12 protein-coding genes, 1 tRNA gene and 1 pseudogene are annotated in these 13073 nt (G+C 59.3%); 11 read left to right on the top strand and 3 right to left on the bottom strand.

Annotated elements, in window-relative coordinates; translation table 11 throughout:
- Nucleotides 1-34: 34 nt before the first annotated feature.
- The 6 genes and pseudogenes from SB772_RS02605 to SB772_RS02580 all read left to right on the top strand — a co-directional run bounded on the left by SB772_RS02605 (nt 35) and on the right by SB772_RS02580 (nt 5188).
- The gene (locus SB772_RS02605; protein WP_410831716.1) at nt 35-1006 is read left to right on the top strand and encodes an acetyl-CoA carboxylase carboxyltransferase subunit alpha; all 972 of its coding nucleotides are present in this window, start codon (nt 35-37) and stop codon (nt 1004-1006) included.
- Between the two features lie 48 nt (nt 1007-1054).
- Nucleotides 1055-2491 (top strand): tRNA lysidine(34) synthetase TilS, encoded by a 1437-nt coding sequence (tilS, locus tag SB772_RS02600; protein WP_410831715.1) that lies wholly within the window; start codon nt 1055-1057, stop codon nt 2489-2491.
- A 366-nt stretch (nt 2492-2857) separates the two neighbouring features.
- On the top strand, nt 2858-4108 hold the full coding sequence (locus SB772_RS02595; protein ID WP_410831714.1) for an aspartate kinase: 1251 nt from the start codon (nt 2858-2860) through the stop codon (nt 4106-4108).
- Between the two features lie 181 nt (nt 4109-4289).
- Nucleotides 4290-4383, top strand: a tRNA-Ser gene (locus SB772_RS02590).
- A 210-nt stretch (nt 4384-4593) separates the two neighbouring features.
- Nucleotides 4594-4782 (top strand): annotated as a pseudogene (locus SB772_RS02585) (phage integrase central domain-containing protein); the annotation flags it as partial.
- A 157-nt stretch (nt 4783-4939) separates the two neighbouring features.
- Entirely contained in the window at nt 4940-5188 is a 249-nt protein-coding gene (locus SB772_RS02580) for a hypothetical protein (RefSeq protein ID WP_410831820.1), read from the top strand.
- A 1063-nt stretch (nt 5189-6251) separates the two neighbouring features.
- Here the strand turns inward: SB772_RS02580 and SB772_RS02575 are convergent.
- Nucleotides 6252-6473: a hypothetical protein gene (locus SB772_RS02575; protein WP_410831713.1), complete on the bottom strand. Its 222-nt coding sequence runs from the start codon at nt 6471-6473 to the stop codon at nt 6252-6254.
- 944 nt (nt 6474-7417) lie between these two features.
- On the opposite strand from SB772_RS02575, the gene SB772_RS02570 reads away from it, so the two are divergent.
- On the top strand, nt 7418-7669 hold the full coding sequence (locus tag SB772_RS02570; protein ID WP_410831712.1) for a DUF1488 domain-containing protein: 252 nt from the start codon (nt 7418-7420) through the stop codon (nt 7667-7669).
- Nucleotides 7670-8045: 376 nt separating this feature from the next.
- Here SB772_RS02570 and SB772_RS02565 read toward each other — a convergent pair whose 3' ends face one another.
- Nucleotides 8046-8705: a TetR/AcrR family transcriptional regulator gene (locus SB772_RS02565; protein ID WP_410831711.1), complete on the bottom strand. Its 660-nt coding sequence runs from the start codon at nt 8703-8705 to the stop codon at nt 8046-8048.
- 405 nt (nt 8706-9110) lie between these two features.
- On the opposite strand from SB772_RS02565, the gene SB772_RS02560 reads away from it, so the two are divergent.
- From SB772_RS02560 to SB772_RS02545, 4 genes are all read left to right on the top strand, one after another.
- Nucleotides 9111-9356 (top strand): hypothetical protein, encoded by a 246-nt coding sequence (locus tag SB772_RS02560; protein ID WP_410831817.1) that lies wholly within the window; start codon nt 9111-9113, stop codon nt 9354-9356.
- Nucleotides 9357-9596: 240 nt separating this feature from the next.
- Nucleotides 9597-10661 (top strand): LysR family transcriptional regulator, encoded by a 1065-nt coding sequence (locus SB772_RS02555; RefSeq protein ID WP_410831710.1) that lies wholly within the window; start codon nt 9597-9599, stop codon nt 10659-10661.
- 311 nt (nt 10662-10972) lie between these two features.
- Complete coding sequence (locus SB772_RS02550) at nt 10973-11761, top strand: SDR family NAD(P)-dependent oxidoreductase (RefSeq protein ID WP_410831709.1); 789 nt, start codon at nt 10973-10975, stop codon at nt 11759-11761.
- A 530-nt stretch (nt 11762-12291) separates the two neighbouring features.
- Nucleotides 12292-12597 carry a hypothetical protein gene (locus SB772_RS02545; protein WP_410831708.1) on the top strand — a complete coding sequence of 102 codons (306 nt, stop codon included), beginning with the start codon at nt 12292-12294 and terminating at the stop codon, nt 12595-12597.
- On the opposite strand, the gene SB772_RS02540 is transcribed toward SB772_RS02545, so the two are convergent.
- Nucleotides 12590-12856: a hypothetical protein gene (locus SB772_RS02540; protein WP_410831707.1), complete on the bottom strand. Its 267-nt coding sequence runs from the start codon at nt 12854-12856 to the stop codon at nt 12590-12592. The genes SB772_RS02545 and SB772_RS02540 overlap by 8 nt on opposite strands.
- Between the last annotated feature and the right edge of the window lie 217 nt (nt 12857-13073).

The following is a 13073-nucleotide window of genomic DNA, read 5'->3' as shown; positions in this document are numbered from 1 at the left end:
TACGCGCTGCCGGTAAGTCCAAGGATTACAACCAATGAAGACCACCTTTCTGGATTTCGAACAGCCGATCGCCGAACTCGAAGCGAAGATCGAAGAATTGCGCTTCGTGCAGGACGATTCGGCCGTCGATATTTCGGAAGAGATCGAGCGGCTGTCCAAGAAGAGTCAACAGCTCACCAAAGATCTGTACGCGAACCTCACCCCGTGGCAGGTTTCGCAAATCGCTCGTCACCCGCAACGCCCGTACACGTTCGATTATGTGAACGAGCTGTTCACCGATTTCCACGAGCTGCATGGCGATCGCCATTATGCGGACGACCTGTCGATCGTCGGCGGCCTCGCGCGTTTCAACGGCCAGGCCTGCATGGTGATCGGTCATCAGAAAGGACGCGATACGAAGGAGCGCGCGCTGCGCAACTTCGGCATGCCGCGCCCGGAAGGCTATCGCAAGGCCGAACGCCTGATGCGCCTTGCCGAGAAATTCGGCTTGCCGATTTTCACGTTCATCGATACGCCGGGCGCTTATCCGGGCATCGGCGCGGAAGAGCGCGGCCAGTCGGAAGCGATCGGCCGCAACCTGTACGTGATGGCCGAATTGAAGACGCCGCTGATCGCCACGATCATCGGTGAAGGCGGCTCGGGCGGCGCGCTGGCGATCGCTGTCGGCGACAGCGTGCTGATGCTGCAATTCTCGACCTATTCGGTGATTTCGCCCGAAGGCTGCGCGTCGATTCTGTGGAAGAGCGCCGCTAAAGCGCCGGAAGCAGCGGAAGCGCTGGGTCTAACAGCGCATCGTCTGAAGGCGCTCGGCCTGATCGACAAGATCGTCAACGAGCCGCTCGGCGGCGCGCATCGCGATCCGAAGGGCATGGCCGCGATGCTGCGCCGTGCGCTTGCCGATTCGCTGCGCCAGTTCCAGGGCATGAGCATCAACGACCTGCGTCAACGCCGCTTCGAGCGGCTGATGTCGTACGGCAAGTTCAAGGCAACCACGCCGGGTGCGTAAGCCCGCGCGCGTTTTCTTTCGTCATTCGGCGCTCAACGCGCTACCGACGTGACCACCCCAGCAGATTCGCCCGCCGACCGCCTCGTTCTCGAGGCGGTCGGCTTGGCGTCGTCCGCGCTGCCGGCGACGGCGCGAATTGCGATCGCGTTCAGCGGCGGCGTCGATTCGAGCGTGTTGCTCGACGCGGCGGTGCGTGTCGCCGGCGCGTCGCGATGCGTGGCGTTGCATGTGCATCACGGGCTGAGTGTTTTCGCCGATCAGTGGCTCGCGCACTGCGAAGCGTTCGCGCGGGAACGGGGTGTGGAATTCGCGGCGCAGCGTGTCGACGTGTCGCGCGACGCGGGCGTGAGCGTCGAGGCAGCGGCGCGCGACGCGCGTTATCGTGCGCTGGACGCGTTGTGCGCGGCGCGTGACGTGCACAGGCTCTGGCTCGCGCAACACGCGGACGACCAGGCGGAAACGGTGCTATTGCAACTGCTGCGTGGCGCCGGGCTCGCCGGACTGGCAGCGATGGCGCCCGAGTACCTGCCGCCGGGCGCGTCTGCCGTGCGGGTGCGGCCGTTACTCCACCTGCTGCGTGGTCAAATCGAGCAATATGCGATCGCCCGGGATCTGCACTGGATCGACGACGAATCGAACGCGGATACACGTTACGCGCGCAATGCGTTGCGTCACGACGTGACGCCGGCGCTGGCCGTCCACTTTCCTGGTTTTCGCGACGCGCTCGCACGCACGGCGGCGCATGCAGCGTCGGCGCAGCATCTTCTTGATGAACTGGCGCGCATCGACATGAGCATCGCAGCGCGCGAGGAAGGGCGTGCACTATCGCATGACGCGCTGCTCGCCCTCGACGACGCCCGCGCGCTCAATCTGATGCGCTACTGGGTGCGCTCGCTGGGGCTTGTCACCGCATCGACCGCGCGTCTGACCGACGCGTTGCGCCAATTGCGCGAAGTCGCTGAGGCGGACAAGGGCCATAGTCTGCGTGTCGACCATGCGGGACAGGCGCTGCGCAGCTATCGCGGCCTGATCTACTGGGAAGCGGGCGATAGCAGCGAAGCCGCCGACGAAACCGCGCTCACCGCACGTGTTGTTAGCGAGCTTGCATGGCAGGGTGAATCGATCTGGCGTTTGCCGCAATGGCGCGGCACCTTTGTGTTCGCCAATGTCGTTGCCGCTTCTGACGACCTCGACGCCGTTCCCGTCAGCGTTCTACGCCGCGCATTGTTGAGCGCGCGTTCGCGCAGCGGCGGCGAACGCATGCGCATCGGCACTGCGCAAAAGAGTCAAAGCCGCACGCTGAAGAACCTCTTCCAGGAGCGCGGCATCCCCGCATGGAAGCGCGACGTACCGCTGCTTTACGTCGGCGACGAACTGCTGTTCGTGCCCTTGCTCGGCGTGAACCGCGCCGCGCTGTCCGGGCACGCGGACCCTGCCGGACAGCGCGTCAAGATCGTCTGGCGTGAGGATCTGCTGATCGCCTGACCGGCCGGTCGGACATTCGGGTTATCTATACGGTGAATTCCCGAAATAGGGCGCAAAACCGCACCGGATAAGCCTTTCAGCCCTTATTCCGGCCATTTCGGCTTGTTTTTTTGCGCTCGATCAGGTACGTTAACTTGTTTGCCCGACCCGCTTTTGCCGTCGTTTTTGACGTGCTGCCGATCGTGTTTCGTAGTTTCCGGTAAGCCATTAGCGATCATTCACGGGCAAATCCGCGCGTGCTGCACGCGCGCGCTGCATCTACGCCGCCACACACTTTGCCGTCGTTCCAGAAACGTTGCGCTCTTGTGCTTTTGTGCGGTCGTCTCCAGCGCGCCAGCGCGGTTTCTCCTCCAGTTCAGAACGACAATGGCACTCATCGTACATAAATACGGCGGCACCTCGATGGGCTCGGTCGAGCGCATCAAGAACGTCGCCAGGCGCGTCGCGAAATGGCACAAGGCCGGCCACAAGATGGTCGTCGTGCCGTCGGCGATGTCCGGCGAAACCAACCGCTTGCTCGGTCTCGCGAAAGAAATCACGAGTCAGCCGAGTCCGCGCGAACTCGACATGATCGCCGCCACCGGTGAGCAGGTCAGCTCGGGGCTGCTGGCAATCGCGCTGCAGGAAGCGGGCGTCGAGGCCGTCAGCTATGCCGGCTGGCAAGTACCGGTCAAGACCGATAGCGCGTTCACGAAAGCGCGCATTAACGAAATCGACGGCGAGCGCGTGCTGCGCGATCTCGACGCGGGCAAAGTGGTGGTGATCACCGGCTTCCAGGGCATCGATCCTGATGGCCACATCACCACGCTCGGCCGCGGCGGTTCGGATACATCAGCAGTCGCGGTCGCCGCTGCGCTGGAAGCCGACGAGTGCCTGATCTACACGGACGTCGACGGCGTCTACACGACCGACCCGCGCGTGGTGGAAGAAGCGCGCCGGCTCGATCGCGTGACGTTCGAAGAAATGCTGGAAATGGCAAGCCTGGGTTCGAAGGTGCTGCAGATTCGCTCGGTGGAATTCGCCGGCAAATATCAGGTGAAGACGCGCGTGCTGTCGAGTCTGACCGATCCGCTGATGCCGCTCGAAGCTGAAATGAAGTCAGGCACCCTGATTACTTTTGAAGAAGACGAGACCATGGAAAAAGCAGTCATCTCGGGCATCGCATTTCAGCGCGACGAAGCTCGCATCGCCGTGATGGGTGTGCCCGACAAGCCGGGTATCGCGTATCAGATTCTCGGCCCGGTGGCGGACGCGAATATCGACGTCGACATGATCATCCAGAACCAGAGCGTCGAGGGCAAGACCGCCTTCACGTTCACGGTCGGCCGCGGCGATTATCAACGCGCCATGGATATCCTCACCAACCAGGTGAAGGGTCACGTGCAGGCCGAACAGGTGCTGGGCGATCCGAAGGTGTCGAAGGTGTCGGTGGTCGGCGTCGGTATGCGTTCGCACGTCGGTATCGCGAGCACGATGTTCCGCACGCTGTCGGAAGAGGGCATCAACATCCAGATGATCTCGACCTCCGAAATCAAGATTTCGGTTCTGATCGACGAGAAATACATGGAACTCGCCGTGCGCGCGCTGCATAAGGCGTTCGAACTGGATCAAGCGTGATTTGCGTTAAACGACGGGGCGTACCAGCGCGCCTTCCTCGTTATGCGCGGCCAGTGCGAACAAATTGCGTCGTTGACGACAAACCTGGCACAAAAAGTGTGCGGTAGACATTGACCTCTGCGGTTCGGCCCGCTATTATCTTGGCTTCGTCGCGCTGACTCCCTGCGCGACCGAAAGTTTGGGAGACGTGGCCGAGAGGTCGAAGGCACTCCCCTGCTAAGGGAGCATCTGGGCCAAAACCTGGATCGAGGGTTCGAATCCCTCCGTCTCCGCCAGGAGCACCTCCCGGGGCATCTCGCAATGTCCCGGACCAAACCCCGGAAGGCCGCCACATGGGCCTTCCGGGGTTTTTTCTTGTGCCGGATCTTCCCGCGTGCCGCGCGGTGCCGGAAACTGCTGCTCGATGGCATCGATCCGATCGAGGCACGACGTACGGAGCACGCGCAGCAGCGCGCGACGGCTGCCCGTAGCAGGACGTTTGATGAGTGTACCAAAGCATTTATCAAGGCCAACCGCGCGGGGAAAACACGCTGGCCACCTACGCGTCACCCATCATTGGCGCGCTTCCTGCACCCGATATCGACACGACGCTCGCCGTGAGTGTGCTCGAGCCTGTCTGGCAGACGAAGCCTGAGACGGCCAGTCGGGTACGCGGACGTATCGAATCGGTGCTCGACTGGGCAGCGGTGCACAGGTACCGGGAAGGAGAGAACCCGGCACGATGGAAGGGCCATCTCGACAAGATCCTGCCCGCACGCACGAAGGTGCGCAAGGTCCGGCATCATCCCGCGTTGCCTTCCTTTGGCGAGGCGCCCGCATTCATGATCCAACATGGCGATGCTGAGGGTGCTGCGCCGGATGAAGCGCCCGGACCTGACCGTGCACGGCTTCCGCTCGACCTTCCGCGACTGGGCAGCCAAATGCACCAACTATCCCAACGAAATGGCAGAGATGGCGCTCGCACATGCTGTTGACGACAAGGTGGAGGCAGCGTACCGTCGCGGCGACATGTTCCGGCGGCGCCGTCGGATGATGGACGACTGGGCCGCCTACTGTGCCGGAAATCTGAAGGCCCATTAGCGCCGGTGGAGTCGCGCTGCGCGGTACGGCGTGCCGAGGAGGTATCCAGCCAGCAGGATATGTCGCGAGATGTGTTCACACCTGCAAATGGCAAGAGTTATCCGCGTGCCGCCATGTCGGAGCGGGAATTTACCTGTGGTCTTACGAGGCCGGGAATTGCAGGGAAGTCATGGGACGTGCAGCAGTAGGCGAGACCACGCCGATATAGCGGTTTTGTTCCTCCCGGATCGTTTGTGCAATGGCGGATGCATGGCTAGATTGTGGGTTATGCCCGCTCGTGTCCGGACCATTTCAGGAGGGCTCAACACATCCGCAGTGTCCGGACCACTCCGGCGTCTGGAAATGACACGACCGTCTTCTTGCCAAATCCGTTAAACAGCACGACAGTGCCATCAAATCTCGTATAGTCGGCCACACTGGCGTAGTCGCTGGGCACAGGTTTTTTTCGGCGGCATCGGGGCGTACCGAGACCTGACGTAGACCGTCAGATGCTCGGGTCGTGTCGAAGCGCGTCGCTGCGTCGAGAAGCTGGCCAGAAGAAATGTGATGGCAACCACAGTCGCCAGGCTGATCCATTGGCTGCGCTGCAGGTGCTCGGGGTTGCCGAGCTTCGCGAGTTGTCCTTCTCTTACGTATGCGGGATCGCGTTCTGGACGGACATAATGGTTCGAAACGTCTTTCCTGAAGAGCGTGGAAGGTGGAATAGAAAAATACGGGGCGATCGACAGCAGTGGAAGGTTCCAGTATGCGGAGTGTACCTGCTTTCAGAAGGAAACAATCAGGATAACTGTGAAAAAAAGAGAACAGACCCGTGATCCTGTAAAAAGGGGCTAACTCATGCGCTGAGGCGCTCTTCCGTTTGCCAAATCGATTCGGAATTCTGATCAATGCATTAAACGGTACGGAGACTGCAACATGCAAGGACGACGCTGTCGAGCTTTTAGCCGGTCGGGGGTGAAATTGAGCCAGCCTGTTGGCCATCGCCGCAGAGCAACTGCTTCGCTGGATTGGCCGGAGGCCTCCTGCGGGAGGTCGCTCTAACGAATCGATACTCGGGCGTGTCTTACTCCTGCACGGAGTCAGGTGGTGTCGGCCGCAATATTCGCAGGCAGCGGATATTGGCTATCTGCGGCGAGCGCTGGAGAATGACGATTCTGATGAATTCGGGCAACAGTACAGGCGCGATGTTGGAGGGTGCTGCGTGGACGAGTTGCGAAGGCACCATGACGATATAGTTGTCCGGGTCATCTGCCAGGCTGTACTCGTAGGTGACGTGATACTCCATGATGAGGCCGCTGATAGCTTCGTGCCGGGATTGTATCGTTGTTTGGTTGACGGATGACCGGCAGCAGCAAGAGGCGCACCAGCCGGATGACTGTACCCATGAAAAGGCGTGGTGGCTTATCGATTCGTATATCCCGCGTTATTTCATAGTTGACGTTTCATCTGAGAAAAACGAAAAAAGAAAATGTGGATGAATCCGGAGTGCGCAATTCGACGCGATTAGCCGCCACTGCGAATTCCGACGGTGAAGTTGCGAAAGCGCCCCCAATTCGTCGAGGTTTCATAGAAGGGGCCCGGCCAACACGACACACGCATGCGCATTTGAGGCGGGAAACGTGATGAAAGAATTCAATTCATGGATAGCTGCTGGTGCAGACAGTTGTTCCCTCGTGCCGCCGACTCAAGCCGCTCTCCACCTTCGCTTGCAGCGAGCCGAAGCGGAAATTCGTCGGCTCAAGATATCTATATGATCGTCTGTCTATCAAGGAATCAGCAAGAGCGCGCAGGTCTTCCCATCTTTACATCAATCGATTCGGGTGAGGCGATAACTACGTTGACAACCGCCGTGACCGGTCGGCCGGATGTCCGTTTATGGCCGCTCCAGGAGCGACCGTGAACTACGAATCGCGAGCCGAACGATTCCGGCAACCATTGCGTTCTCCGGTTCCGGTAAGAAAAGACGGCGGTGCCAGCCAAAGGGTATACAGTGAGATGGCCGGTCGCCTTTGAGCGACCTCCTCTGGACACCATCATGCGATCGCCAATTAAACCTGCCTCGGTCACAGCTAGCAGCGAGACCGAGTATTCCATCGAGCGTAGGACGCGTGCTCACGTACTCGACACAGCGGATGCTCTGCGGGCGGAAAGGAGACGTGCCAGTTACGCAGCCATCAATTCCAACGCTAGCAAGTGGCGCTACCCGGCCATAGGCGTTACGAGCTGATCGTGGCGCTTCAATTCCCCAACCCCAGCCGCAGCTACGATGCCTCCCGCCATTGTGTGTGTTTCTGGGGGTACGACAACTCGCGCGAAATCACCTTCCTGGTTGACGACGCCGTGCTAAGACGTCTGCAAGCCGGCGTGGGATCTGACGAGCGGTCGATACTCGGTTCTTTCGACCAGGTTCGCGAACAGATCCTCGAAATCGCGAAGAAGCGGTATGTTGGGGGTCCGCAAAACCGGTATTCAATTTCATAAGTTGTGGCTATGTGGCGGGAATGCTTCCGGATCTGCCAGTTCCAGGTCTCGCTGAACGCCCCGGCCCATCTGTGAAAGATAGGCAACATTGTTCCTTGGACTCTGACGGCGATTAGCACGCCACTATCACCCATAGTGCGGTTGTCGCAGCGTAGCCGGGGCGTTGCCATTGACGATGCGATTGCCGAACGGCTGAACTGAACGCCACGCGCCGGCTGATCAAAAGGTGTCCGTTTTGGCGGGTCAACCTCAATCAGGTGGGTCCGGATTCAGTGCAAATCAACAGCCACGGTATTCGAACGGCCCAGTGACGGTATGGCCCAGGATGAGGGGGCGCAAAGGGGCTCTGGCATTAGCTTTCGAGGCAATTTTTTACTTATTGAGGCGCATTACTCAACGCTTTCCAGACCACTTTTGTGGCAGCTCGAAGGGCGTCCAGATCGGGCGCGTTCTCTCCGGCGCGACGGATGAAAACGGTCAAGCCCTCCATGTTCGAAAGGATCAATGCGCTTCGCAGTGTGCACTCTGCCGACGGGAGCGCCGGGTTTATTTTCGCAACAAGACCCGCAAGCAATTCCAGAAATTCGCCGTTGATATTTATCGCCAGCTCGTTCACGAAAGGTTCATGCTCGGCCAGACTCCAACAATGCAGGGCGAAGGCGCTCAAGCTGGTGCCTGGTCTCGTCAGCGCGGCGAACGTCTCGTCGACGATGACGTCGAGGCGCGCTTCCGGCGACCGAAGCTTGTCCCTGACCAGCGCACGATAGCGCCCCACGTAGCGCTTGCCCATTTCTTCAATCGTACTTCGCAACAGTTCATCCCGGGTACTGAAATAGTGCTGCAAGGTGCTCAGGCGAATCCCGGCATCACTTGCGACTCGACGTTGGGTGAACCCGGCGCTGCCTTCGGTCGCGAAGACCCTGATCGAGGCCTCCAGGATTGCGGGCACGCGGGTTGTTCTATTGCCTCGCCGCTTCGGCTCGCCTGACTCGCTGGTTCCCCGGAATGCTGTCGAGGTGATGATCAATTCCTTCATCTGTCGCCAATCCCCAGTAGTAGATCACCGCCGTAGTGTTCAGCCTCCGCTCGCGCCGGAGTCAGGCGCTGATTTGCCAGTCTGCATGCAAGCGCACCCGGGGTGAAAAAGTGGCAGAACGTTTTCTATTCGGTCCGTACATTCATCATAGGTCAAGAAACCGGCTAAACCCAGCCACTGCCAGTTTTATTATAGGTTTTATGACCAATTGCAAACCGGCCTCTGCAATCCTTGAGAAGGGCCATTCATCAGCCGAAAGACTGCTAACCCTTATCGGTATTTCTCCCATTCGAATTGCCTTGAGAATAGGTCACGCAGCTACTATTATTCGGTCAAGAGACCTATTGATGATCAAGCCCGTGCATGGCCGTGGCGATTGATCGAAACGGGTTGAAGGGGAAAGTTATGCGATCCGATGAAAAGTCCTTGCGCTGGCTGATAGACAAGTGGCTTGCCCCGACGCCGGGCATGCCGATTCGTGTCACGCGGTTCGGTCATGCGCGGTTGAGCCGACGACGCTATGTCTGCGTCGAAGCATCCCGACCTGCGCGCCCGCTCGCGATCTTTTTCTTCCGGCACGATGACGGATCGTGGTGCGTGTTTCCTCCAACCGACCGACCGGCAATGCGCGCCGACCCACGTGCAGCCTGATCGGGTTCGTGCCGGGGAGAGCGGACCTTTTGCACCTAACGGACTCGATGTCGCAAGGAGGCGTGTCGTGGACATTCTGGAAATCGCCAGGCACTCAGGAATGCAGGTGATCCTCAACGGCCGGATCGGTCATGAGGAATACCAAAGTGTGCATGGATCCGTACAGGCACTGCAACGCTTTGCCGATGCGCTGCTGAACGAAGCGCGCAGGCGGAGATTACACAGCGAGCGGTCTGCCAGGTGTGGGCGCAGACGAACGCGCGAGTCGCACGTAATATCGATGACGCCACGGAAACGATCAAGCTATTCGTGATCTGTAATGGCGCTGACGCGATCGCGGCTCGCCGCAAAACTGCAAAAGCGATATTCTTCCGCCAGGTCCCCATATCAAAGCGATATCACGCCATGGAATTGCGTCACCTCCGGCATTTCGTCGCAGTCGCCGAGACCCAGCATTTTGGACGCGCGGCAGCACGGCTCGGCATGGCTCAGCCACCGCTTAGCCAGTCCATCATGCGTCTGGAGGAGTCACTGGGTACCAGGCTACTCGAGCGTACGCCGCGTGGGGTCTCGCTGACCCCTGCTGGCGCGGCCCTGATGGCAGAGGCAAAGCCGTTGCTTGCCCAGGCCGATCTGGCGGAGCGCCGGGTACGCCAGGCCGCTGACGAACTGGTCAGCCTGAGTATTGCGTTCGTGCCGATGTGCGCGATGCACATCCTGCCGCTCTCCATGCATGCGCTCCGAAAACAATGGCCCGGAGTCGACGTGCGTCTAATCGAGCGCGGCAGTGCGCTGACCGTCGCCAGTGTGAAGAACGGCAGCATTGATCTTGGTGTGGTCGTCACCAGCGTCGCTGATGTGACGGAACTTGAAAATATCGTCATCGAGCGTATGAGCGTGGTGGCCGCGGTTCCGGCGAACTGGCCGCTCGCCCAGCGGACCAGCATCAGCTTGGCGGATCTCGCGGTGTATCCGCTCATCATGTTTCCTCAGCAAGTCTCCCAGCCAGTGTTCGCAGCTTTCGAGGCTGCCCGGCGCGATGCTGGCGCGTCGCCGAAAATCACGCGGCAGGCTCGGCATCCTTATACGATGCTTAATCTTGTGGCGAACGAACTCGGCGTCGGACTGATGCTGGATTCGGCGAGGCACCTTCCGGTGCAGGGCGTGGCTTTCGTCAATATCGAAGATCTTTCGCCATCGTTTGATACGGAAGTTTCTCTTGTGTGGACCGATCGTCCGCACAAACCTTATCATCGCGCGATGCTCGATATCATTCGGGATCTTTCAAATACTTCGCCGAAGTGAGCGGGGCCGCCGGCGCTGCATGAACCGCTCCCGATATTCGCCCTAGCCGTAGAAGCTGGCGCGGTAGGGAGCGGTCGCCCGTCGCTGCTCGTTGCGCGCCTATCCGTTTCGCTGGAACTCGTAAGCCCCATCCTTCCTTTGACGCCGCGAGCAGACGACATCTCGCGTGGCGACGCATCTTGCTTGGGCCTGCTCACGCACACCGAATGCCCACGGATTTTTCGCTGTCTTGACATTGCTGATTGCAGCGTTTATTTTTGTGAATGACGTTCACAAAATAATCGCTCGCATCGCGAGCACTTGGAGGAACAGTGAGTACATCGAATGTTGCAAGCCTGTTTAACCTCAGCGGGCGGGTTGCACTGGTCACCGGAGCAGGGTCGGGTATCGGACGAGAAACAGCGCTATTGCTGGCGTCCGCGGGAGCGGTTGTCGTTGCAGCCGATCTGAATGAAGAAGGAGCCCGGCAAACGGTCGGGCAGATCGAGCAAGCATCGGGTAAAGCGATTGCTGCGAAGGTCGATATCGGCGACGAAGCTTCGATCGCCGCGATGTTCGAAACGGCGCACGCCAGACTCGGCCGGCTCGACATACTCGTCAACAACGCGGGGATCTATCCGAAGACGAGCTTCCTCGATACGTCGGCGGAAAAGTGGGACCGGGTGTTGCGAATCAACCTGCGTGGGACGTTCCTGTGCATGCGTGAAGCTGTCAAACGCATGCAGGCCGGCAAGGCCGGTGGGTCGATCATCAATATTTCTTCGGTTGCATCGCTGCAGCCCGTGATTTTCGACAATGGCGATTACGGCGCGTCGAAAGCCGGCGTGAACAATCTGACGAAGACCGCCGCGCTCGAATTCGCGGCGGACCGGATTCGCGTCAACGCAGTGCTACCAGGTGGCGTCGCGACCGAAGGCGCGGCGGCATCGACGAAGGTCCATCAGGCGCACGGGCCGATCACGCAACCTGGGCGCATGCCGTTGGGTCGCATCGGCATCGCCGCAGATATCGCGAGTGCCGTGCTGTTCTTTGCATCTCCCGCTGCGGACTATGTAACGGGCCAGTTGCTCGCGGTCGATGGAGGATTTCAGGTTTCCTGACAGATAGAAAAGTATCCGGTCACGCCCACTGCCGCAAGTCAGGTGGTGTTTACTCGTGCTGCATGCAGCATGCGAAGCCTGTGCATGGTGTCTGTTCATCCCCGATGCCGCCAGTAGGGTGACGGGGATTTTTTATGTGCCTGTGCTGCACTGGACGTGCGTGAAGGGTAGTGAAAATACTGATCCGAATAATTGAACGGATAGTTGCATAACGGAACGCTCTCACCTACGATGGTGATCAAGAGGTGTCCTGTGAGCACCCATCTGGCCTTCCCCGATAGGAGACAAACCATGTATCTCCTGTATAGCGACCTATGCGGCCCTCTCGCCGACTACTCGCACAATTCCGACGCTCCGCATGCAGATGCAGAGTTGCCGTGCGAAGACGTGTCTGAGGCGGTTTTTGCTGCTGTCGCCGAGCCATCGCAATGGACCTCGATGCCTGGCACGATCAGATCGCTCAGGCTTGCATATGGAAAGCGGAACTACACCGTTCCAGGTCCAGCGGATGTGTTCGAGGGAGAACGCTTATGACCCGCCTGGCACACAAGCTTTCCGGCGACGAGCGGAAGATCATGCTGCCGCTCCTGCTGGTGTCGATCCTTGCATTGGCCGCCTATCTGTTGTTACGCGATTGGCGAATGGAGGAGCTTGGCCGCTCGGCGATATTTGACGTTGTGATGGTCTTCGTCGTGCTGGGTGGTGCGTCGTTCTTTGGCGTGGTCAGTTGCATCTTGCGACGCGGACCGAGTAGCGAGGACGGGCAGAACGAGGGTTTTTGCTTTGTCGGCGCGCTGATTGGCGCAATCGTATTTTTTGCCGCTATCCTCAATTAAGCGGGCAATCACGACACCAGAATTCGAAAGACGTCTGGAGAACCTGCTGGACAGACAGGCGATTCTTGATTGCATTCATCGCTACTGTCGCGGCCTTGATCGTATGGATCGACAGTTGACCTGTCGGCGTACCACTCCGATGCGATTGACGATCGCGGAGAATTGGTTGGGAATCCAGACGAAGTTGTTGACTGGGCATTTTGGTTACCACGTTGAAATGACGAAGTTGCAGTTCTTTGCTGATCGTCCAGAGAATCATTTGGAAGGCTCCGGACGTTTGGGTATCCCGCGTAGGGGGAGATAGTGATGAAACGACGTGTGCGATTGATCAGTATGCTGGGTGCAGTGGGCATAGCCGCGGTACTAGTGGCGACATGGGGCGCGCAGAAGGCGGTAAGCAGCCAGATATCCATGGAACCCTGCGTGTATTGCCAGGGCAGTTGCATAACAATGACCGCTTTGAATGGCGGAATTTT

It is taken from the genome of Paraburkholderia sp. SIMBA_030, from assembly GCF_046535245.1.
In the GTDB taxonomy this organism is placed as follows: domain Bacteria; phylum Pseudomonadota; class Gammaproteobacteria; order Burkholderiales; family Burkholderiaceae; genus Paraburkholderia.
Note: the sequence above shows the minus strand (reverse complement) of the source record. Positions and strands in the feature narration are given on the sequence as shown.